At 65.4% G+C, this 21761-nt stretch carries 23 protein-coding genes; 8 read left to right on the top strand and 15 right to left on the bottom strand.

Going from position 1 to position 21761, the window contains the following annotated elements; translation table 11 throughout:
- Positions 1–95: 95 nt before the first annotated feature.
- Both EN874_RS12085 and EN874_RS12080 read right to left on the bottom strand, forming a co-directional pair.
- Positions 96–470: a GtrA family protein gene (locus EN874_RS12085; protein WP_126086636.1), complete on the bottom strand. Its 375-nt coding sequence runs from the start codon at positions 468–470 to the stop codon at positions 96–98.
- A complete protein-coding gene (locus tag EN874_RS12080; RefSeq protein ID WP_127424942.1) occupies positions 470–1480 on the bottom strand; it encodes a glycosyltransferase in 1011 nt (336 codons plus the stop codon). Before EN874_RS12080 ends, EN874_RS12085 begins: the two co-directional genes overlap by 1 nt.
- A gap of 237 nt (positions 1481–1717) precedes the next feature.
- Here EN874_RS12080 and EN874_RS12075 point away from each other — a divergent pair, with 237 nt between their 5' ends.
- The 6 genes from EN874_RS12075 (at position 1718) to EN874_RS12050 (ending at position 7770) form a co-directional block, all read left to right on the top strand.
- A complete protein-coding gene (locus EN874_RS12075; RefSeq protein WP_127424941.1) occupies positions 1718–3067 on the top strand; it encodes an EAL domain-containing protein in 1350 nt (449 codons plus the stop codon).
- 337 nt (positions 3068–3404) lie between these two features.
- A complete protein-coding gene (locus EN874_RS12070; protein WP_127424940.1) occupies positions 3405–4172 on the top strand; it encodes an SDR family oxidoreductase in 768 nt (255 codons plus the stop codon).
- Positions 4169–5104 carry a 2-dehydro-3-deoxygalactonokinase gene (locus EN874_RS12065; RefSeq protein ID WP_245513528.1) on the top strand — a complete coding sequence of 312 codons (936 nt, stop codon included), beginning with the start codon at positions 4169–4171 and terminating at the stop codon, positions 5102–5104. The genes EN874_RS12070 and EN874_RS12065 overlap by 4 nt, the downstream gene beginning before the upstream one ends.
- Positions 5101–5739, top strand: coding sequence for a 2-dehydro-3-deoxy-6-phosphogalactonate aldolase (locus EN874_RS12060; protein ID WP_127424938.1), 639 nt, complete (start codon positions 5101–5103; stop codon positions 5737–5739). The genes EN874_RS12065 and EN874_RS12060 overlap by 4 nt, the downstream gene beginning before the upstream one ends.
- On the top strand, positions 5739–6611 hold the full coding sequence (locus EN874_RS12055) for an SMP-30/gluconolactonase/LRE family protein (protein ID WP_127424937.1): 873 nt from the start codon (positions 5739–5741) through the stop codon (positions 6609–6611). The genes EN874_RS12060 and EN874_RS12055 overlap by 1 nt, the downstream gene beginning before the upstream one ends.
- 94 nt (positions 6612–6705) lie before the next feature.
- On the top strand, positions 6706–7770 hold the full coding sequence (locus EN874_RS12050) for a D-alanine:D-lactate ligase-like protein (RefSeq protein ID WP_127424936.1): 1065 nt from the start codon (positions 6706–6708) through the stop codon (positions 7768–7770).
- Between the two features lie 255 nt (positions 7771–8025).
- Here EN874_RS12050 and EN874_RS12045 read toward each other — a convergent pair whose 3' ends face one another.
- From EN874_RS12045 to dnaK, 6 genes are all read right to left on the bottom strand, one after another.
- Positions 8026–8313, bottom strand: coding sequence for a DUF1330 domain-containing protein (locus tag EN874_RS12045; RefSeq protein ID WP_126089640.1), 288 nt, complete (start codon positions 8311–8313; stop codon positions 8026–8028).
- Between the two features lie 22 nt (positions 8314–8335).
- Complete coding sequence (gene pyrF, locus EN874_RS12040; RefSeq protein ID WP_126086630.1) at positions 8336–9049, bottom strand: orotidine-5'-phosphate decarboxylase; 714 nt, start codon at positions 9047–9049, stop codon at positions 8336–8338.
- Positions 9049–9645 (bottom strand): NADPH-dependent FMN reductase, encoded by a 597-nt coding sequence (locus EN874_RS12035; protein ID WP_127424935.1) that lies wholly within the window; start codon positions 9643–9645, stop codon positions 9049–9051. The genes pyrF and EN874_RS12035 overlap by 1 nt, the downstream gene beginning before the upstream one ends.
- A 188-nt stretch (positions 9646–9833) precedes the next feature.
- Positions 9834–10439, bottom strand: a complete 606-nt coding sequence (pmtA, locus tag EN874_RS12030) for a phospholipid N-methyltransferase PmtA (RefSeq protein WP_127424934.1) — start codon at positions 10437–10439, stop codon at positions 9834–9836.
- A 113-nt stretch (positions 10440–10552) separates the two neighbouring features.
- Positions 10553–11683: a molecular chaperone DnaJ gene (gene dnaJ, locus EN874_RS12025; RefSeq protein ID WP_127424933.1), complete on the bottom strand. Its 1131-nt coding sequence runs from the start codon at positions 11681–11683 to the stop codon at positions 10553–10555.
- A 221-nt stretch (positions 11684–11904) separates the two neighbouring features.
- Positions 11905–13821 carry a molecular chaperone DnaK gene (gene dnaK, locus EN874_RS12020; protein WP_127424932.1) on the bottom strand — a complete coding sequence of 639 codons (1917 nt, stop codon included), beginning with the start codon at positions 13819–13821 and terminating at the stop codon, positions 11905–11907.
- Positions 13822–14390: 569 nt separating this feature from the next.
- Here dnaK and EN874_RS12015 point away from each other — a divergent pair.
- Positions 14391–15011, top strand: a complete 621-nt coding sequence (locus EN874_RS12015) for a L,D-transpeptidase (protein WP_127424931.1) — start codon at positions 14391–14393, stop codon at positions 15009–15011.
- 45 nt (positions 15012–15056) lie between these two features.
- Here EN874_RS12015 and EN874_RS12010 read toward each other — a convergent pair whose 3' ends face one another.
- The 5 genes from EN874_RS12010 to EN874_RS11990 all read right to left on the bottom strand — a co-directional run bounded on the left by EN874_RS12010 (position 15057) and on the right by EN874_RS11990 (position 20178).
- Positions 15057–15851, bottom strand: coding sequence for an inositol monophosphatase family protein (locus tag EN874_RS12010; RefSeq protein ID WP_127424930.1), 795 nt, complete (start codon positions 15849–15851; stop codon positions 15057–15059).
- A gap of 71 nt (positions 15852–15922) precedes the next feature.
- Complete coding sequence (locus tag EN874_RS12005; protein WP_127424929.1) at positions 15923–16921, bottom strand: LLM class flavin-dependent oxidoreductase; 999 nt, start codon at positions 16919–16921, stop codon at positions 15923–15925.
- 3 nt (positions 16922–16924) lie between these two features.
- Positions 16925–17845, bottom strand: a complete 921-nt coding sequence (locus tag EN874_RS12000) for an arylamine N-acetyltransferase (RefSeq protein ID WP_245513529.1) — start codon at positions 17843–17845, stop codon at positions 16925–16927.
- An 11-nt stretch (positions 17846–17856) separates the two neighbouring features.
- A complete protein-coding gene (locus EN874_RS11995) occupies positions 17857–19023 on the bottom strand; it encodes an AI-2E family transporter (RefSeq protein WP_127424928.1) in 1167 nt (388 codons plus the stop codon).
- Positions 19024–19131: 108 nt separating this feature from the next.
- Positions 19132–20178, bottom strand: coding sequence for an LLM class flavin-dependent oxidoreductase (locus EN874_RS11990; protein ID WP_127424927.1), 1047 nt, complete (start codon positions 20176–20178; stop codon positions 19132–19134).
- Positions 20179–20404: 226 nt separating this feature from the next.
- Here EN874_RS11990 and EN874_RS11985 point away from each other — a divergent pair, with 226 nt between their 5' ends.
- Positions 20405–20833 (top strand): DUF6481 family protein, encoded by a 429-nt coding sequence (locus EN874_RS11985; protein WP_126086620.1) that lies wholly within the window; start codon positions 20405–20407, stop codon positions 20831–20833.
- 65 nt (positions 20834–20898) lie between these two features.
- Here the strand turns inward: EN874_RS11985 and sugE are convergent, their stop codons facing one another.
- Positions 20899–21213 (bottom strand): quaternary ammonium compound efflux SMR transporter SugE, encoded by a 315-nt coding sequence (gene sugE, locus EN874_RS11980; RefSeq protein WP_126086619.1) that lies wholly within the window; start codon positions 21211–21213, stop codon positions 20899–20901.
- A gap of 288 nt (positions 21214–21501) precedes the next feature.
- Positions 21502–21627 (bottom strand): hypothetical protein, encoded by a 126-nt coding sequence (locus EN874_RS34815; RefSeq protein ID WP_082953831.1) that lies wholly within the window; start codon positions 21625–21627, stop codon positions 21502–21504.
- Positions 21628–21761 lie beyond the last annotated feature (134 nt).

The raw sequence follows: 21761 nt of genomic DNA, 5'->3' as shown, positions 1-21761 counted from the left end.
CAAACGACGCTCCAACACTTTGAATTCTCGCATCTCTGGCGCCGATATAAGGAACTCGAAGGCTTCTGCCAATCGCGCTTGCTTGGTGCAGACGCTCAGCGATCGAAGACCAGCCGGGAATAGCCGAGGAAGGACAGCGCCATCGCAACCAGCGAGGCGACCGCCAGCGCCGCCAGCGGCGGCAGGGCGGGTAGCGCGAACAGCATGGCGCAGTAGATGAGGTAATTGGCGATGCTGGTGGCGACGCCGACGCCGCCATAGCGCGCGCCTTCCCGCGCCATGCCCCGGCTCGATGGCGCGAAGGTCAGATGGCGGTTGATCTGCCAGGTGACGGTGAGCGCGAAGCCGATCGACAGGATACGCGCGATCAGCGGTCCGAGCGGGGTGACGGCAAGCAGCAGCCAGAGCGCGGCCGCGTCGGCGACAAAGCCGATGCCGCCGGCAAGGACGAAGCGGCCAAGCCGGCCCATCAGGCCGCCCGCGAGGCCTTGCCCGGCGCCGTCTTCGGGGAGGCCTGCTCGTTGCCGCCCGCGCGCCGCCCGATGCGGCCGGCAGGGATCGAAAGATAGAAGATGCGCTTCTGTTCGGCGCGGCCGCGCGACACCGAATCGAGGATCAGGCCGGTGACCATCGCCAGCATGGATGAGAGGAGCAGGCCGACCGACAGCACCCAGGTCGGCATGCGCGGCACAAGCCCGGTCTCGGCGAACTCGACCAGCAGGGGGATCATCAGGCCGATGCTGGCCGCCAGGAAGAACAGCGCGAACGTGCCGAAGAATCGCTGCGGCTGCGTCTCCTTCACCAGCATGGCGAACATCCACAGGATCCTGGCGCCGTCCCTGAAGGTCGACAGCTTCGATGACGAGCCTTCCGGGCGGCGACCGTAGTCGAGCGCCATTTCGTTCACCGGCAGCTTGAGCTGCGAGGCATGGACCGACATTTCGGTCTCGATCTCGAAGCCGCCGGAAACCGCCGGGAAGCTCTTGACGAAGCGCCGCGAAAAGACCCGGTAGCCGGAGAAGATGTCGGTGAAATCGGCGCCGAACAGGCCCTTATAGAGCCGGTTGAAGATGCGGTTGCCGAAGGCGTGGCCGGAGCGGCCGGCATCGTCGGTCACGCCGCGCCTGGTGCCCACCACCATGTCGCAGTGCTCGGTCAAAAGCGTGTTTATCAGCTGCGGCGCATCTTCCGGCGCATAGGTGCCGTCGCCGTCGGCCATCACGTAGATGTCGGCCTCGATATCGGCGAACATGCGGCGCACCACGTTGCCCTTGCCCTGGCGCGGTTCGCGCACGACGACGGCGCCGGCGGCGCGGGCCTTGAGCGCGGTCAGGTCCTTCGAATTGTTGTCGTAGACATAGATCGCGGCGGCCGGCAGCGTTTCGCGGAAGCGCCGCACGACCTCGCCGATCGTCAGCTCCTCGTTGTAACAGGGCAGCAGCACGGCGATCACCGGCTCGTTGCGGACTTCGTGCGGCATGTCTGTCTCCGGTGCCCGGCCCTCCGGCCGCGCCGATGCCGGCCCCAATGGCGGCGTCTCCGGGCCGCTTCACTATTTATTGAAGCCGTTAAGGCCAGGTTTAAGCCCCTGTCCCCAAGCCGGCCAACCGGCCCCGGGGCTCTCCCAAGGTAATCGGAAAATCGATTTTTCCGATACTTTTCCTAAACGCTTTGCTGCCAGTCTGGCGATAAATACCGTCGTCACAACAGGGACATGATGCAAACGACGTTTGGCACCGGGCAGCCAGGCAGGGACAACACGGATCTGGCCTTCACCGATCCGCTGACCGGGCTTGGCAACCATCGTCGCTTCTTCGACAAGGTCGATCGCCTGATCAGCGACCGCGCCGACGATCCTGCGCCGTTCACCGTCGGCATCCTCGACCTCGACGGTTTCAAGCCGATCAACGACCTGTTCGGCCACAAGGCCGGCGACGACATCCTGATCCAGGTGGCGATGCGCCTGCGCGCCTCGATGGACGGCTACTCCACGGTCTGCCGTATCGGCGCCGACGAATTCGCCTTCCTCTATCCGATGGTGTTCAGCGAAGAGCAGGCGGCCGAGAAGTCGCGCATGCTGATCGAAATCCTGTCGGCCCCCTATGATGTCGGCGAGCGCACCGCGAGATTGTCGGCCTCGGTCGGCTGCTCGCTGTTCTATTCCGGCGACGAGACCACCGAGATCCTGATCAACAAGGCCGAGACCGCGCTCTACCACGCCAAGCGCTCGGGCCGCGGCCGCGTCGTCGTCTACACCCGCGAGATGGAGGAGGCCGCCAAGCGCGTCACCCGCATCGAGCAGGCGCTGCGCCGCGCCGTCTCGGCCGGCGAGGTCGAGCCGCATTTCCAGCCCATCGTCGATCTCAGCACCCGCCGCACCATCGGCTTCGAGACGCTGGCCCGCTGGACCGACCGCGATCTCGGCATGGTGCCGCCGAGCGTGTTCATTCCCATCGCCGAGGAGCGCGGCATCATCGGTCCGCTGTCGCAGCTGGTGCTGCGCAAGGCGACCGAGGCGGCGCGCAGCTGGCCGAAGGACCTGTTCCTCTCCTTCAACCTGTCGCCGTCGCAGCTCGTCGACCAGAACACCGGCCTGCACATTCTCGCCATCCTCGAGCGCACCGGCTTCGATCCGCGCCGGCTGGAGATCGAGATCACCGAAACCGGCCTGATGACCGATCCGGCTTCGGCCGAAAAGATCGTCCAGGACCTGCGCCGGGTCGGCATCCGCGTCTCGCTCGACGATTTCGGCACCGGCCAGTCCTCGCTCGGGCGTCTGCGCGAGTTCCATTTCGACAAGCTGAAGATCGACCGCGCCTTCGTCTCCTCCATCCTCGACGACCGGCCGTCGGAGCACATCATCCGCGCCATCCTCGCCATGTGCGAAGGGCTTGGCATGGACGTTGTCGCCGAAGGCATCGAGGAGGAAGCGCAGGCCGACCGCCTCGTCCAGTTCGGCTGCGCCGGCGGCCAAGGATACCTGTTCGGCAAGCCGGCCGATGCCGACGCCACGCTCGGCTATCTGCGCGATTCCTATCGCGGCGCGCTGCGCGCCAAGGCGATCTGACAAGGGTTGTTGATATTCAGGTGAGGCCGGCCTGCAAATGGCGGCCTCCTGCGCTTCCGGTGCTCACGTACTTCAAGTACTCCGCTCCGGCCTTCGCCGGCCGAAGCCCTCATAAGTGTTTCCGCTCTATGAAGGCTACGGCCGGCGTAGGCCGGTTCTCGGAAGCCACCATTTTCGACTCGGCCTGACCTGAATCTCAACAACCCTTGAGGTGGTTCCGGGGAAACGGAGGTGCAGACCTCATTTTGTCAGACATAAGCCCGAAAAACGCCTTTTCGCCCTTGCCCCCGGGGCCGGCATGGCTAGGATGCGCGCCGGCCAAAGGGAGAAAGAAATCATGATGCCATCGGCGCGTTTCGCCGACCTCGACGACGCCTCGGTGCTGATCACCGGCGGCGGTTCCGGCATCGGCGCGGCGCTGACCGAGGGCTTTCTCCGCCAGGGCGCCAAGGTTGCCTTCATCGACATAGCCGATAAGCCAAGCACGGCGCTCGTCGACCGCCTGGAGAAGGAGCTCGGCCGGCGCCCGCTCTATCTCAAGACCGACCTGCGCGACGTCGAGGCGCTGCGCGCTGCCGCGGCCAGGGCGGCGCAAACGCATGGCGATGTCACGGTGCTGGTCAACAACGCCGCGCTCGATGACCGCCATGAGGTGAAGGACGTCACGGTCGAGTTCTGGGACAACAACCTCGCGATCAACCTGCGGCCGCATTTCTTCACCGCCCAGGCAGTGGCGCCGGGCATGAAGCGCGCCGGCGGCGGCTCGATCATCAACCTCACCTCGACCTCCTACCTCATCAACCATCCGGACATGCCGGCCTACACCGCCGCCAAGGCCGGCATACTCGGCCTCACCAAGGGCCTGGCCGGCAAGCTCGGCGCCGACGGCATCCGCGTCAACGCGGTCGCGCCCGGCTGGGTGATCACCGACCGCCAGAAGGAGCTTTGGGTGACCGAGGAGAGACTTGCGGCCCATGTCGCCAAGCAATGCATCAGGCAGGCCATGCAGCCCGACGACATCGTCGGCACGGTGCTGTTCCTGGCATCGGACGCCTCGCGCATGCTGACGGCGCAGATGCTGATCGTCGACGGAGGTTTCCTGTGAGCGGCGCGCCTGCGGTCGCCGCGCTCGACTGGGGCACGACCAGGCTCCGGGCCTGGTTGCTCGACGGCAGCGGCAAGATGCTCGCCGAGCGGCGCGGCGACGACGGGCTGATCATTGCGCGTGAAAAAGGCTTCGCCGCCGTGCTGGAAGGCCACCTCGCCGCCATGGGCGCGCCGGAGGCCTTGCCCGTCATCATCTGCGGCATGGCGGGCTCCAGACAAGGCTGGATCGAGGCGCCCTATGTCACGGTGCCGGCGCCGATCGGCGCCATTCTTGGCGAGGCCGCCCGCATCGAGGGCTCAAACCGCGACATCCGCATCGTGCCGGGCCTCGCCCAGCGCCTGGCCGACGCGCCGGACGTCATGCGCGGCGAGGAAACGCAGCTCGCCGGCGCCGGTTTGCCGGCAAAGGGACGGCATCTCGTTTGCCTGCCGGGCACGCATTCGAAATGGGTTGCGGTCGAGGACGGCGCGGTCGCCGGCTTCGGCACCTGGCCGACGGGCGAGCTGTTTTCGGTGCTTGCCGCGCATTCGATCCTGAAGCATTCGCTTGGCGAGCATCCGGCTCCTGTTGCGGCGGACAGCCCGTTCTTCCGTCAATGGTGCAGCCAGGCGCTGGGCGAGGGCGGCGACGTCAGCTCGAAACTGTTTGCCATCCGCGCCGCCGGGCTGCTGCAGGACTTGAAGGCGGACGAGGCGGCGGCGTGCCTGTCCGGGCTCTTGATCGGCGGCGAGATCGCTTCGGCCAGACGCCGCTACGGCGCCGGCGAGGCTCCGGTCGTGCTGATCGCCTCCGGGGCGCTGGCCGCGCTTTACGCTGCCGCTCTCGGCTTCGCAGGCCTTGCCTTTCGGATCGTGGATGCGGATGAAGCAGTGCGCGCTGGTCTTGTCGAGGCCGCCCGCGAGAACGGCATGATCGGAGGCGCTCGATGAGCCAGACCGCACCCTTCCCGAAACTGAGGCGCGGCCTCGTCGCCATCCTGCGCGGGCTGAAGCCCGGTGAAGCGGTGGCGATCGGCAAGGCGGTTTTCGACGCCGGCATCGAGGCGATCGAGGTGCCGCTCAATTCGCCGGAGCCCTTCGCCTCCATCGCCAGCATCGCCGAAGCGCTTCCCAAGATCGCGCTGGTCGGCGCCGGCACGGTGCTGACGGCCGCCGATGTCGATGCCTTGCACAAGGCCGGCGGCCGGCTGCTGGTCAGCCCCAACATCGATGCCGAGGTCATGGGCCGCGCCATGCATCACGGCATGGTGACGATGCCCGGCGTGTTCACGCCGACCGAAGCCTTCCAGGCCATAAAGCTTGGCGCCTCGGCGCTGAAATTCTTTCCGGCGAGCGTGCTTGGCGCCGCTGGTATCGCCGCGATCCGCGCGGTGCTGCCGGCGACGACGCTGATCGGCGCCGTCGGCGGCGTTTCCGACAAGGACTTTGCCGGCTACAAGGCGGTCGGCGTCAGCGTCTTCGGCCTGGGATCGAGCCTCTACAGGCCGGGCGCCGGCGTCGAGGACGTGGCGCAGCGCGCCCGCGCCGCGGTCGCCGCCTGGGACGAAGCCTTCGGAGGGGAATGATGGACGGCGTTTCGGTTCTCAGCGACCATATCTGCGAGCTCGGCGAGGGCCCGAGCTACGATCCCGCCACCGACACGCTGTTCTGGTTCGACATCGTCAACGGCAGGCTTCTGGAAAAGCCGCTCGCCGGCGCGCTGAAGGTGCATGACCTCGGTCTTATGGCCAGCGCCATCGCCGTCATCGACGATGCCCGCCAGCTCATCGCTACCGAGAAGGGCCTCTATGTGCGCGATGTCGCGACCGGCAAGCTGACGCTCAACACACCGATCGAGGCCGACAATCCGGCGACGCGCTCCAACGATTCCCGCGTCCACCCCTGCGGCGCCTTCTGGACCGGCACGATGGGCAAGGACGAGGGCAAGGGCGCCGGCGCGATCTACTGGTTCTTCAAGGGCGAGTTGCGCCGGCTGTTTGCCGACATCACCGTCTCCAACTCGATCTGCTTTTCCGGGGACGGAACGATCGCCTATTACACCGACACGGCGACCGGCCTCCTGATGCGCGTCGCCTGCGATCCCACGACCGGCCTTCCGGCAGGCGAGCCGAAAGTGTTCGTCGATCACCGCTCGTCAAAGGGTTATGTCGATGGCTCCGTCGTCGACCGCGACGGCGTGCTATGGAACGCGGTCTGGGGCGGCAAGGCGGTGAAGGCCTATGCACCTGACGGCACGCTGCTGCGCGAGATTGCGATGCCGGTAACGCAACCGTCTTGCCCCGCCTTTGTCGGCCAGAAGGGCGACAGGATTGCGGTGACGTCGGCCTGGAAGGGCAAGGACGACAAGCAGCGCGCGCTGGACCCTCAAGCTGGCATGACCTTCCTGCTCGACTTGTCCGTCAAAGGTCGCTTGGAGCCGCGCGTGCTGATCGCCTGAGCGGCTTGCGGATTATCGCCCGGCGCGGTCGGTTTCCCGCAAGCCGATTGCAACGGCCATGCGATGGTAGCGCCTGATTTCGCTGGGAGTTTCCATGCCGCGCAACAGGCCGATGCTGATCCTTGTCCATGAGCCGGAGAAGGCCTGCTTCGACCGGCTCGTCGCCGATGGCTACCCGACTGAGCGCGCCATCGAAATCTCGTCCTATCTGGCGCAGTCGACTGATCTCGCGCCTGAGTTCGGCCAGCTCGCCGCCGCTTGCGAAAAGCGCGGCCTCGCTTTCATGGCCGTCGAGCTGAGCGGCGCGGCCGCGGCGCTGGCGGAGGCCGATCCGGCCAAAACCCTGGTTTGGACGCTGACCGACGGCATCGCCTATTTCCGGGGCGGCGCCTCGCCTGCGCTGGCGCGGCTGAACGGGCTGAAGATGATCGGCGCCGACGATTCGCTGTTCGCGCTCTGCCAGGACAAGTTCCGCTCCGGTGCCGTGCTCGGAGCGCTCGGCCTGCCGGCGCCGGCTGCAGGCCTGGCATGCAACGGCGCGTGGCTGGTCGAGCCGCCGGCCTCGGCTGCCGGTTGGTTCGTCAAGCCCAACCGGCTCGGCGCCAAGATCGGCATCTGGCCGGATTCGCGGGTCACCGATCTCGGCCATGCGCTGGAGCTTAGCCGGCGCGTCTTTGGCCACTATCGCGACGAGGTCGTCGTCCAGCCCTATGTCGCCGGCCGCAATGCGCGGGCGAGCTTCCTCGGGTTGAAGCCTCAAACCGGCGTCGAGGCGCTCGGCATCGCCTTCGTCGAGTCCGGCGGCGATTTCCAGACCATGGCCGACTCGATGGCGCTCTATGGCGACACCGGCCAGGCCGCCAGGAACGCAGGCACCTATGCCGAGCCGGAGCTCGAGCCGGTCGCCGCCAGCCAGCCGGCCGCCGATCGGGCGATCCGCGCCATCGCGCAAAGGTTGATGAATGGACTTGGCCTGGGGGACGTCTTCTCCGTCGATTTTCGGGTCGAGGCCGACGACACGATCCACCTCATCGAGTTCGAGGTTTGTCCCGGCCTGCCCTGCTTCGATTTCCGCGACTATTGCCGCAGGCAGTGGGGGCTGTGCCTGGCCGACGCAATGGCGGAAACGGCAGCCAATAGGAATAGGCTCACGTCGTGACCTTCAAGACCGGCGGAGACCCAACAACTTCGTCATTCCAGGGCGGAGCAAGGAGCGAAGCGACGCGCGCAGACCCTGGAATCCACGCCGTTACCGCGGCCGTGGAGGGCAGCGGAGCAGAATTCTGGACCGAAGCGGCGCGTTGAAGTCACGGCATGGATCCTCGGGTCTGCGCTGCGTCGCTACGCTCCTTGCTCCGCCCGTGGATGACGACAGATAGGCGGCTGATCTCCAGCATAGGCCCATACAGACGAACTAAATCCCCTCGACCAGCACGATCTCGCCGTCGGCGACCTTTTGGCGGATGGCGACGGCGCGTTGATATTCGGGCGAGTGATAGCAGTCATGCGCCGCGGCAAAGGATTCGAATTCGATGATCACGTTGCGCGCGCGGCCAGGCCCTTCGGCTTTTTCGTGCTCGCCGCCGCGCGCCAGGAATTTCGCGCCGAAGCGGTCGAAGGCGAGCTTGGCGGCGGCGACATAGTCCTTGTAGCCCTCGGCATCGCGCACATCGACGCGAGCGACCCAATATCCCTTTGGCATCATTTTTTCTCCGATTTGAAAATCAGGCGGATTGCATCTCGGTCAGGATCGCCTCGGCCGCCGCCCGCCTGTCGGCAGCGGCGACGATTGGCCGGCCGACGACGAGGTGGCTGGAGCCGTTGCGGATCGCTTGCGCCGGCGTCACCACGCGCTTCTGGTCGCCGTGGTCGCTGCCGCTCGGCCGGATGCCCGGCGTGACGACGGCCATGTCGGGGCCGACGATCCGGCGCACCGCCTCGGCCTCCTCGGCCGAGCAGACAATGCCGCCCATGCCGGCATGCAGCGCCTGTTCGGAGCGCCGCAGCACCAGCGTGTGCGGATCGTATTCATAGCCGGCGTCGATCATGTCCTGCTCGTCCATGGAGGTCAGCACGCTGACCGCCAGCAGGCAAAGGTCACTGCCTTTGGCCGCTTCCACGGCCGCCCGCATCGCCTTCGGATAGGAGTGGATGGTGAGCATCGTCATGCCCATCCTGACGATGTTTTCGACGCCCTTGGCTACCGTGTTGTCGATGTCGAGCAGCTTCATGTCGAGGAAGATCTTGGTGCCGCCGCTGGCCAGCTCGCGCGCGAAATCGAGCCCGCCGGCGAAGGCGAGCTGGTAGCCGATCTTGTAGAAGGAGACGGTGCCTTCGAGCTCGCGCACCGCCTTTTCGGCGTCCTTCAGCGTCGGCACGTCGAGGCCGACGATCAGCCTGTCGCGCATGGTCTCGCCTTGGGAACTGCCGGGGTGCATCAGGCCTCGATCCGCACCGACAGCATGCGCGAGGTTTCGATCAGTGTGCGGCATAGGCGCTCCATCGATTGGTGTAGTCTCTCGTCCCGGAACTGTCCGTCCTCGGCGAAGGCCTCATTGGCGCCGGATACCGAGCATTCCGGCGTGATCACTTCCATCTGGCAGCGCACCAGCACCGCGCGCAGATGGTTGATGCAGCGTATGCCGGCGAACTTGCCTTCGGAGGAGGAGCAAAGGCCGACGGGCTTGCCGTAAAGCGGCCGGAACGAATGGCTGCCGTCGCGCCGGATCCGGCTCACCCAGTCGATCGAGTTCTTCAAGAGCGGCGGGATCGAACCGTTATATTCGGGCGTCGCGATCAGCAGGCCGTCGTGATCCGCGATCAGCCGGCCGAGCTTCACGGCGTTTTCGGGGACGCCTTTTTCCTTTTCCAGATCCTCATCCATGATCGGCAGCGGATAGTCGCCGAGCGAGATGCGCGTCACCTCGGCGCCCTGCATGGCGAGCTCCTTCTGCGCCACGTCGGCCGTTCGGCCGCTGAAGGCGCCGGTGCGGACCGAACCGGCAAAGACGAGGATTGTGGGGATGACGGTCATTGGCCAACCTTGTTCCCGGACAGGTACAGCCAAGGGGCATTCAAATCAACGGGGGGAAGGGAGTAAGGGAGTAGGGCAGTAGGGCAGCAGGGCAGCAGGGCAGCAGGGCAGCAGGGCAGAGGAAAGAATGGCTCCAATTCCGAACTATTTCCTACTCCCCTACTGCCTTACTCCCCTATTCCCTTCTCCTAGTGCGCCTTGCGCCGGTAGATCCACAGCTGCGTCGGCGGGATGTTGCGGATGATGAAGTCGAAATGCTTGACCGTGTAGTTGCCGCGGCCGGGCGGGATCGGCGACATCGGGCCGTAGGTCAGCTGCACGATCGGCCGGCCGGCGGGGATGCGGTCGAGCAGGCTTTCGACATAGGCGACGCGCTGGGCGACCGGGAAGTTGAGCAGCGGCACGCCGGAGACGACCGAATCGAACATCATGTCGCGCTTGTCGCCGAGCGTGGCATTGAGATTGAAGGCGTCGCCCTCGATGACGTTGACGCCGGGATAGAGCCGGCGCAGGTGACGCACGAAGTCGCTCGAGTATTCGATCGCATAGAGGTTTTCCGGCTTCACGCCCTGCGCCAGGATGGCGCGGGTGATGACGCCGGTGCCTGGGCCGATCTCGAGCACCGGCAGGCCCGATTTCGGATTGACGATCGAGGCCATCTTGCGGGCGGTGATGGAGCTGGTGGGAACGATCGAGCCGACCGCTTTCGGCTTGTCGATCCAGCCTTTGAAGAACTTCAGCTCGTCGTCGAATTTTTGCGCCAGCGCTTTGCGCAATCCGGGACCACGTGCCATGTGAGCTCTCCTCAATGCTCCCCGAACCGCTACTTATCAGCTAGGTGGAACAAGGCAAGGCGTCAACCTGGCATAAGGTGTTGATGACGCTCGGGAATGTTGCCGGATAAGGATCAGTGCTCGCCGAAGGACTCGAAAAAGTCCTTCATGCGGGCGAAGAAGCCGCTCGACTGGGGCGAGTTGTCCTTCGAGGAGAGCTGCTCGAACTCTTCCAGCAGCTCGCGCTGCCGGCGCGACAGGTTCTGCGGCGTCTCGACCGCCGTCTGGATGTAGAGGTCGCCGACATTGGCCTGCCGCAGCACCGGCATGCCCTTGCCCTTCAGCCGGAACTGGCGGCCGTTCTGGGTGCCTTCCGGCACCTTCACCTTGGTCTGCGAGCCGTCGAGCGTGGTGACCTCGAACGAGCCGCCGAGGGCTGCGGTCGTCATCGAGATCGGCACCTTGCAGTAGAGGTCGGCGCCGTCGCGCTGGAAGAATTCATGCGGCTTGACCGCGAGGAAGATGTAGAGGTCGCCCGAAGGGCCGCCGCGCAGGCCGGCCTCACCCTCATTGGCAAGCCGGATGCGGGTGCCGTCCTCGATGCCGGCCGGGATGTTGACCGACAGCGAACGCTCCTCGGTGACGCGGCCCTGGCCGGCGCATTTCGGGCAAGGGTCCTTGATCGTCTGACCGCGGCCCTGGCATTGCGGGCAGGTGCGCTCGATCGAGAAGAAGCCCTGCGTTGCCCGCACCTTGCCGTGGCCGTGGCACATGGAGCAGGTGACAGGCTGCGTGCCGGGCTTGGCGCCGCTGCCCGAGCATTCCGAGCAGGAGATGGAGGCAGGCACCCGGATCTGCGCCGTCTTGCCGGAGAATGCCTCTTCCAGCGAGATTTCCATGTTGTAGCGCAGGTCGGCCCCGCGCTCGCGACCGCCCGAAGAGCGGCGCTGGCGGCCGCCCATCATGTCGCCGAAAATATCCTCGAATATGTCGGCGAAGCCGCCGGCGCCGAAGCCGTGCGCAGCGCCGTTCATGCCGCCCTGCTCGAAGGCGGCGTGGCCGAAACGGTCATAGGCCGCGCGCTTCTGCGGGTCCTTCAGCGTCTCGTAGGCCTCGTTGATTTCCTTGAACTTGTGCTCGCAGGCATGGTCGCCTGGGTTGCGGTCGGGATGGAACTGCATGGCGAGCTTGCGGAAAGCGCTCTTCAGCTCCTTGTCGTCGGCACCTTTGTGCACGCCCAGCGTTTCGTAGAAATCAGCTTTCATTTTTTCCCGCTGTCCGGATGCTCAATGTCTTCAGGCATTGTTGCGTCGTCGCCGGCACGTTGTTCGATTTAGGAGCGATGCTGCCCGGATGCCAGAGCCGGCACATGCCCGGCCCGTGTTTTTCCGTCACTTTTTCGGTCAGACTCGCATTTTTTCGTTTCAAGGTTGCAAAAAAGCCCGGCTTTGCGCCGGGCTTTTCGCATTATTTGCCGTCAGGCGGCTCAGGCCGACTTCTTCTTCTCGTCGTCTTCGTCGATCTCCTCGAAGTCGGCGTCGACCACGTCCGAATCCTTGGCGGCGTCCGCCTTGGCGTCGGCTTCGGCCGCTTCCTTCTGCGAGGCCTCGTACATGGCCTGGCCAAGCTTCATCGAAGCTTCGGCAAGCGACTGCGACTTGGCCTCGATATCGGCCACGTCGTCGCCCTCGGCGGCGGTCTTCAGCGCGCTGATGGCGTCGGCGATCGCGGTGCGATCGGCCTCCGAGACCTTGTCGCCATAGTCCTTGAGCGACTTCTCGGACGAGTGCACCAGGGATTCGGCCTGGTTGCGGGCCTCGACGAGCGCGCGGCGCTTCTTGTCGGCGTCGGCGTTGGCCTCGGCGTCCTTCACCATCTTCTCGATGTCGGCGTCGGACAGGCCGCCCGAAGCCTGGATGCGGATCTGGTGCTCCTTGCCGGTGCCCTTGTCCTTGGCCGAGACATTGACGATGCCGTTGGCGTCGATGTCGAAGGTGACCTCGATCTGCGGCACGCCGCGCGGAGCCGGCGGGATGCCGACCAGGTCGAACTGGCCGAGCATCTTGTTGTCGGCCGCCATCTCGCGCTCGCCCTGGAAGACGCGGATCGTCACCGCCGACTGCGAATCCTCAGCCGTCGAGAACACCTGGCTCTTCTTGGTCGGGATCGTGGTGTTGCGCTCGATCAGCCGGGTGAACACGCCGCCCAGCGTCTCGATGCCGAGCGACAGCGGCGTCACGTCGAGCAGCAGCACATCCTTGACGTCGCCCTGCAGCACGCCGGCCTGGATGGCGGCGCCGAGCGCCACGACCTCATCGGGGTTGACGCCCTTGTGCGGGTCCTTGCCGAAGAACTGCTTCACGATCTCCTGGATCTTGGGCATGCGGGTCATGCCGCCGACCAGCACCACCTCGTCGATCTCGCCCGCCTTCAGGCCGGCGTCCTTGAGCGCCGCCTTGCAGGGGTCGATGGTTCGCTGCACGAGATCCTCGACCAGGCTTTCGAACTTTGCCCGGGTGAGCTTCATCGTCAGGTGCTTCGGCCCGGTGGCGTCGGCGGTGATGAAGGGCAGGTTGATCTCGGTCTGCGTCGTCGACGACAGCTCGATCTTGGCCTTTTCCGCCGCTTCCTTCAGGCGCTGCAGCGCAAGCTTGTCGGCCTTGAGGTCGATGCCCTGCTCCTTCTTGAACTCGGCCGCCAGGTACTCGACCAGGCGCATGTCGAAGTCCTCGCCGCCGAGGAAGGTGTCGCCGTTGGTCGACTTCACCTCGAAGACGCCGTCGCCGATCTCGAGCACCGAAATGTCGAACGTGCCGCCGCCAAGGTCATAGACGGCGATGGTCTTGCCGTCCTTCTTCTCCAGGCCATAGGCGAGCGCGGCAGCCGTCGGCTCGTTGATGATGCGCAGCACTTCGAGGCCTGCGATCTTGCCGGCGTCCTTGGTCGCCTGGCGCTGGGCGTCGTTGAAATAGGCCGGAACGGTGATGACCGCCTTCTCGACCTTCTCGCCAAGATAGGCTTCCGCCGTTTCCTTCATCTTCTGCAGGATCATGGCCGAGATCTGGCTGGGCGACAGCTTCTTGCCGCCGGCCTCGACCCAGGCATCGCCATTGTCGCCTTTGACGATCTTGTAGGGGACAAGCTTCTTGTCCTTCTCCGTCACCGGATCGTCATAGCGGCGGCCGATCAGGCGCTTGACCGCGAAGATGGTGTTTTCAGGATTGGTGACCGCCTGGCGTTTGGCCGGCTGGCCGACGAGGCGTTCTCCGTCGCTGTTGATGGCGACGATGGAAGGGGTCGTGCGCGCGCCTTCCGCATTCTCGATAACCTTGGGCTCCTTGCCGTCCATGATGGCGATGCAGGAGTTTGTGGTTCCGAGATCGATACCGATAACTTTTGCCATTGTTCTAGTCTCTCCTCTAAGCAGGCTCTCAGGACCCTGATAAGGCGTTCCGACGAAAGCCCCTGTTCACAAGAAATTCCGCCACGGTCCCGGATTTTCAAGGCCGGACGGCTGGCGCGTATATAAGAACAGGCGGCACGGCGCGCAAGCATTCTGCGCACGGCGTCAACTGTCCGGTGGGGTTTGGCGAGCGGACCGGCACGCTCGACGCCAGGGTCGATCCATTTTTGCCCTATCTCGTTGTCCAAACGGGATTTTTCCAAAACGGGACGCCGCCCTCATGCGCCGGTTGCATGTCGGACGGGGGAAGCTGTGCCCTGGGGGCGTGACTTTGGGTCGCGAATGAGGCTGAAAACATCTTTGCCGCCATGCATCTGACGGCTGCCGGCGGACGCGAAAACGTCTGGCTGTTGTGGGAAAGGCCGCCGGGCCCGTCCGGTCGGTCCAACCCTGCGCAGGAAACGCCGGCCAGCCGGTCGGAGAAGATGGAAAGCTTGGCAATCGAGGCAGACGGGACTACGAATAGGACAAGATGCGGCAGATCGCCGGCACGAGCGCCGGCTTGGATCATGCGCGCGAAATCGGTTCTGATCGGGGTACTTGCCGGGATGCTGGCATTGTCCGGCTGCACCGCCGGCGGCGCTTTGCCGACTTCCTCACTGGCCTATGGCGGCCTCACCGACGCCGGTTTCCGCATTCCGCCGGTTCCGATCTACAAGGTCGACCAAAGGCTTCGCCGGCAGACGGTGGCTTATGCGACCGACGAGGCGCCAGGCACCATCATTGTCGATACAGGGGCGAAGTTCCTCTATTACGTGCTGGGAGACGGCCAGGCGATGCGCTACGGCATCGGCGTCGGCAAGGCGGGCTTCGAGTGGCATGGCACTGCTCATGTTGCGCGGAAGCGCGAATGGCCGGATTGGAGCGCGCCGTCCCAGATGATCGTGCGCGAGCGCAACCGGGGCCACATCATACCGGCCCATATGGAAGGCGGACTCATGAACCCGCTCGGCGCGCGGGCGCTCTATCTTTTCAACGAGAAGGGTGACACCGGATATCGCCTGCACGGCAGCCCTGAATGGTGGTCCATCGGCAAAGCCGTGTCGGCGGGCTGCATCCGCCTCATGAACCAGGACATCATCGATCTCTATGACCGGGCTGAAATCGGCACAAAGGTCATCGTGATTTGAGGTGTGTTGAGATCAAGGTGATGCCGGCCTGCAGATGCCGGGGGATCAGTGTCGGAACGCTTCCGTGCAAAGCGTGCGCAGCTTCGGAAAGATCAGCTTTCCGCCGGCGATCACCTGCGTTCCATTGCTGAGAACCGCCTTGGGATCGGGCTTCAGCACCGTGCCGCCCGCCTCCTCCACCAGTAGCATGCCGGCCAGGCAATCCCAGGCATTCATGTGCTCCTCGACATAGCCGAGCAGCCGCCCGGCCGCGGCATAGGCGAGCATCAGCGCGCCGGACGCGTTGCGGTAGAAGACGCCGCCCTCGGCCATGATCATGCTGATCAATGCTGCGACATGTTCGGTCGACGCGCGGTTCGAAAGCCCGGTTCCGACCGAGCCTTCGGAAAGTGCCGCGGCGCCGCTCGCCTCGATCGGCCGGCCGTTGACGAAGGCGCCGCCGCCGAGGCGGCCATGGAAGGTCTCGCCGGTCGAAGGCTCGTGGATGACGCCGACGACGGTCTCGCCATCCCTGGCGCAGGCGATCACCACGCACCAGGCCGGAATGCCGCGCACGAAATTGGCGGTGCCGTCGATCGGGTCGATCACCCAGACATGGCCGGTCCTGCCGGTCACCGGCGCATGCTCCTCGCCGACGATGCCGTCGGCGGGATAGGTCTCGGTGATCGCCGCGCGGATGAACATCTCGACCTCGCGGTCGCCGTCGGAGACCAGGTCCTGACGGCCCTTGCTCTCGATTGTGAGGTTGTCGAGGTCGCGAAAATATTTCAGCCCAAGCTCGCCGGCCCGGCGCGCTAGGCCGATGGCGAAATGCATGCGCTGGTCGAGGTCGTCGGTCACGGGAAGGCTCGCGCTTGAGTAAGGGCCTGCCCTTAGCAGACGAGTATGTCAGGCAAAAGCCATCGAGTTGCTCAGGCCGCTTGTGACATCGATCCATGCACATCCGCCAGGATCTCGAAGGAGCGCACCCGCGCCGCGTGGTCGAACATCTGCGCCGTCACCATCAATTCGTCGGCGCCGGTACGACGCACGAAAGCGTCGATGCCCTGGCGGACCGTCTCCGGCGAGCCGGCGACGGCGCAGGACAGCGCCTGGGCAAGCATGGTCTTGGCGACCGGATCGAGATCGCGGTCATAGTTTTGGACCGGCGGCGGCAATTGCCCGGGCCGGCCGCTGCGCAGATTGACGAAGGCCTGCTGCAGGGAGGTGAACAAAAGCCGCGCCTCGGCGTCGGTGGGCGCGGCAAAGACGTTGAGGCCGAGCATTACATAGGGCTTGTCGAGCTCAGCCGACGGCTGGAAACGGGTGCGATAGACCTCCAGCGCGTGGTCGAGCTCGGCCGGCGCGAAATGCGAGGCGAAGGCATAGGGCAGGCCGAGCAGCGCCGCGAGCTGCGCGCCGTAGAGGCTGGAGCCAAGGATCCAGACCGGCACATGCTGCCCTTCGCCCGGCACCGCGCGGATGCGCTGGCCTTCCTCGGCCGGCCGGAAGTAGCCCATCAGCTCGACCACGTCCTGGGGGAAGTTGTCGCTGGCCTCCAGGTTGCGGCGCAGCGCCCGCGCCGTCATCATGTCGGTGCCCGGCGCGCGGCCGAGGCCGAGGTCGATGCGGCCCGGGAAAAGGGCGTTGAGCGTGCCGAACTGCTCGGCGATCACCAGCGGCGCGTGGTTGGGCAGCATGATGCCGCCGGCGCCGACGCGGATCGTTCTGGTACCGCCCGCGACATGGGCGATGACGACGGAAGTCGCCGCGCTGGCGATGCCCGGCATGTTGTGGTGCTCGGCGAGCCAATAGCGCTTGTAGCCCAGCCGCTCGGCATGGCGGGCAAGGTCGAGCGAATTGGCGAGCGACTGCGAGGCATTGCTGCCTTGCGTGATCGGCGACAGGTCGAGAACCGAAAGTGCAGTCATTGATCAGGTCTCCACGATGTTCTTCTGCCGCAGCCTTGCCTCGAAGGCGGCGCGGTCGGGGATGACGATGGCGAGCTCGCTCTCCAGCACGTCGGCGAGCTCGGTCGCCGAGGCGATCTCGCGCTGCTCGCTGCGGCCGCCGAGATGATGGATCGACAACCGGTTGTTGCGCAGCCCGTAGCGCCGGTCCGGCAAAGCGCGCGCCGCGACCAGGGTCGACAGGAAATGCGAGCTCGGATGCGTCGACAGGAAATGGCTGCTCACCTGGTAGTCGACCTCGTAGGTCCGCTGCATGTCGAAGCGGTAGAGCGTGCGCCAATCGTTGTTGATATTGGCGCCGCCGATGCCCGCCTGCAGCCGAAAATGATCGCCGGTCTCGGTGATGCGGAAGGCCTCGTGCGGGGTCTGCTGTTCGAGATCCGGCTCGAGCAGCAGCGGCGCCGTCAGCGTCAGGCCGCCAAAGCCGACATCGGCAATGTATGTCTTTCCATCGAGCTCGACCCGCAACAGCATATGGCTGCGCGCCGTGATGGCATCGTCCGGCTGGCCCCACAGCACGCGGGCGGCGAGCCCGCTGACGTTGAAACTCAGCGCTCCGAGCGCATGCATGAAGATCAGATTGTGCTCGAAGCAGTATCCGCCGCGGCCTTGGCTGAAGACCTTGTCCTGCAGCGAAGCCGGATCGAGCCCGACCGAAACGCCCATCAGCGCGTCGACGTTCTCGAACGGGATCGCCTGCGGATGCTGCCGGTGCAGCGCCTTCAGCGCTGCCAGCGAAGCATCCGTCGGACCGCGATAGCCAATGCGGGCGAAATAGCCATCGATGTCGAAGGAGGCGTTGGTCATGAGAGGGAAATCCGGCTTGACCAGGCCGATATAGGCACTCGCCATGGGCGCCGCAAACAGCCGGCCGGACATGGCCATTGGACCAGGCTTTACGCGGCGCGCTTGTGGTTGTTCTCGCCAACCTCGTCGGCGACGATGGTCTGCTGCGCGGCGAGGAAGTTGCCGACATGGCTGAGGCCGTCGAAATGGTCGCAGAACACCTTGATGACGACCAGCAGCGGCACCGCCATCAGCGCGCCGACGAAGCCCCATAGCCAGGACCAGAAGGCGATGGCGATGAAGATCGCCACGGCATTGATCTCGAGCCGCCGGCCGACCACCGTCGGGGTCACGAACTGGCCCTCGACGAGGTCGCACAACAGGACGAAGGCGGGCGCCAGCAGCGCGTAGGAGATCGTATCGAAGCTGATCAGCGCGATGGTCGTGACCAGGAGGATGGTTATCAGCGCGCCGACATAGGGCAGGAAATTGAGCAACGCCGCGGCCGCGCCCCAGACCAGCGGGTTCGGCATGCCGAGCCCCCACAGGCCGAGCCCGATCACCGTGCCGAGGCCGGTATTGATGAGGGCGACGGTGAGCAGATAGTGCGAGATCTCGCGCTCGACGTCATAGACGACGCGCAGCGCCCGCTTCTTGTCGCTGAGACTGGCGAAGGACTGAACGATCTTCTCGTAGAACAAGGTGCCCGAGGCGAGCAGGAACAGCGACAGCACGAAGACGATGGTGATGCTGGTGCCGGCCCCCACTATGTTGCTGGCGGCCGTGGAGAGCATGCCGGATGGCGCCACCGCCACCTTTTGCACGTTCGGCTCCTGTGCGGTCTCGGTCAGCGCCTCGAGCTGGTGCGCGATGTCCATGACCCTTTCGAGCGGTTGCTTGAACGGCGCCAGCCTGTCGGTCAGCTGCAGGCCGATGGACGAGCTGTTGTTGATGAGATCGATGACCGGGCCGCTGAGCAGATAGCCGGCGCTGGCCACAAGGAAGACTGAGAGCAGCACCAGCAGCGTCGCGGACAGCACGTCGGGAACGCCGTGCTTGCGCAGGAAGCGCACGATCGGCGTCAGCGTCAGCGCCAGCAGGAAGGCGAGGATCACGGGCATGAAGAAAGCGCGGGCGAAATAGAGCGCCGCGGTCGTCATGAGGATGAAGATGCCGATCAGCAGCGATCGCATCAGTCGCAGTTCGGCGTGGGCTTCGGCACGTGGTTCAACGCTTTCGGCAACGCTCGCGCCCGAAGCGGTCGTCTCGGCTTTCATCGTTCCCCTCGAGCACCGCTACCGGTGCGATCGTCGAGAAAAACGTGTCCGCCGCGCCAAGGTTCCGTTAGCCGGCGGTGATGATAGAGCCTTGCCGGGCCGGCGTCTTCAGGCGGCGGGCGCAGCCTTCGCCGTCTCGCGCCGCACGATCGGCGCCACCTTGGTGCCGTAGAGCTCGATCGCCTTCATGGTCTTGGCGTGCGGCATGGTGCCGATCGCCATCTGCAGGAGGAAGCGGTCGTTGACGAAGATCTTGTGCTGGGCGACGATCTTTTCCGCCACGGCTTCAGGACTGCCGACGAACAGGGCGCCGCCGAGACCCCGCGCGTGGTCGAAATGCGCCCGCGAGGTCGGCCCCCAGCCGCGCTCGCGGCCGATGCGGTTCATCACCTCGGCCTGCGGCGCGTAGAAATCGTCGGCCGCCTTCTCCGTCGTCTCGGCGATGAAGCCGTGCACGTTGAGGCTGGTGGCGAGGGCGGCCCGATCGTTGCCGGCGCCCCTTGCCGCCTCGCGATATATGTCGAACAGCGGCGCGAAGCGGGCCGGCTCGCCGCCGATGATGGCAAGCGCCAGCGGCAGGCCGAGCATGCCGGCGCGGGCGGCGGACTGCGGCGTCCCGCCGATGGCGATCCAGATCGGCAGTTTGTCCTGGAAGGGGCGCGGATAGACGCCGCGGCCGTTGATCGGCGCGCGCAAGCGTCCCTGCCACGTCACCTTCACCTGGTCGCGGATGGCGAGCAGCAGGTCGAGCTTCTCGGCGAAGAGCTCGTCATAGTCCTCCAGATTGTAGCCGAAAAGCGGGAAGGATTCGATGAAGGAGCCGCGCCCGGCCATGATCTCGGCGCGGCCGCCGGACAGAAGGTCGAGGGTCGCGAATTGCTGGAAGACCCGCACCGGATCGTCGGAAGAGAGCACGGTGACCGCGCTGGTGAGCTTGATGCGCTTGGTCCGCTCGGCGGCCGCCGCGAGCGCCACGACCGGCACCGAGGCCGCATAGTCGGGGCGGTGATGTTCGCCGAGGCCGAACACGTCGAGCCCGACCTGGTCGGCCAGCTCGATCTCCTCAATCAGGTTGCGCAGCCGTTCATGCGGCCCGATGGCGCCCGGGCCCGGTTCCGGGCTGACATCCGCGAAAGTGTAGAGGCCGAGTTCCATGGCGATTGCATCCCGATGCGCTGGTTGAGCGTTGATTGCTGGCGCAAGACGTAGCGATCGGCCGGGTCGGCCGCCAGTGGCACGGTTTGTGAACAGTGCATCGCGCGATAGGACGTATCCCGGCGGCAACAGCGCAGATTTTCATGGCTGGCATACCGTTTTGGCGCTTGAACTCATCGCTTTCGCGCGTATGTAAGCGTCGCGAATTGACTGCAGGGAAGTGGATTTGGCTATCTACAGGGAAAAAGACATATTCGAGCGGCGCAATGCCGCGAACGAGGCGAAGAAGGCGCTCCTGGAGCGCTTCAAGGCAAAGCCGGCGGCGGATGATCCAGCGGTGCTGGCGCGTCAGGCGGAACGCAAGGCGATCCTCGCGGCCCGCGCGATCCGCGAGGCCGAGAAGGCCAGGCTGAAGCAGGAAAAGCTGGCGCGCGAAGCAGCCGAGAAGGCTGAACGCGAGGCAGCGGCAGAGGCTGACCGTATCGCTGCTGAAGAAGCGGCGGCGGCCGAGGCCAAGATCCGCGAAGCCGAGGAAACCGAACGCATCGCCCGTGTGCTTGCCGAAGAGGCCGAGCGCAAGGCCAAGCGCGATGCGCGCTACGCCGCCCGCAAGGCGCGTGTCGGCCGCACGCCTCCGGGCTTCTCCGCCCGCTAGGTTCGAGTTCGTTCGAAAAATGAATCAGGGTCGCCGGTGGCGGCCCTGAACGCGTTTGTGCCGTTTCAGGCGACGAGCTTCAGCCCGATGATGCCGCACACGATCAGGCCGATGCAGGCAAGCCGCGCCGCAGTTGCCGGCTCGCCGAGCAGCCAGATGCCGAGCAGGGCGGTGCCGACGGTGCCGATCCCCGTCCACACCGCGTAGGCAGTGCCCACAGGCAGCGCCTTCAGCGCCAGGCCGAGCAGGCCAAGGCTGACGATCATCGAGGCGACGGTGAGCGCGGTCGGCAGCGGCTTCGAGAAACCATCGGTATATTTGAGACCGATCGCCCAGCCGATCTCGAACAGGCCGGCGAAAAAGAGAAAAATCCAGGACATCGCAAACGCTCCGTCATGCCAGCATCGGTCATCCGATGCTTGGGGTGGCGGGTCGTCCCGGCCGGGTTTTTGGGGGGAGCGAGGTCGTCCTCGCGCTGGTGATATAGGGAGACGTGCTCCCCGTTCAACAAAGCACCGGCAGCATTCGGCATGCCGCCGGTTCAAATCCGCATCGAGACGGACAATGCATGTCGCCCAAAGTGCAAAGCGGTTTTGGGAGAACGACATGCATCAAAATAAAAAAGCGTGACGCCTTGAGTTCCAGCGCGGCACGCCCGCGCCGGCGGCTTACTTCTCCTTGATGCGCATCGCCTTGACCGGCGGCGCCTTCGGGGCCGGGGCCGCGGCCGGTTTCTTCGCGTCCTTCTTCGGCTTGCGGGGTTCCTTGCCCGCCTTCATCGCACCTTTCGCCATGATTCGCTCCTCCGATTGTGGGCGGGCCAAGTGAAACAAGAGAAGCGTCCGACCGCAAGAGGTCGCTTGCCGCCTCGAAAGCCGGCTTCCCGGATGTCAACCGTTTTCCCTTGATCCGCCGGCCGTGAAACAGG

It is taken from the genome of Mesorhizobium sp. M1D.F.Ca.ET.231.01.1.1 (assembly GCF_003999155.2).
GTDB lineage: Bacteria > Pseudomonadota > Alphaproteobacteria > Rhizobiales > Rhizobiaceae > Mesorhizobium.
This window is presented reverse-complemented; position numbering and strand designations above follow the sequence as displayed.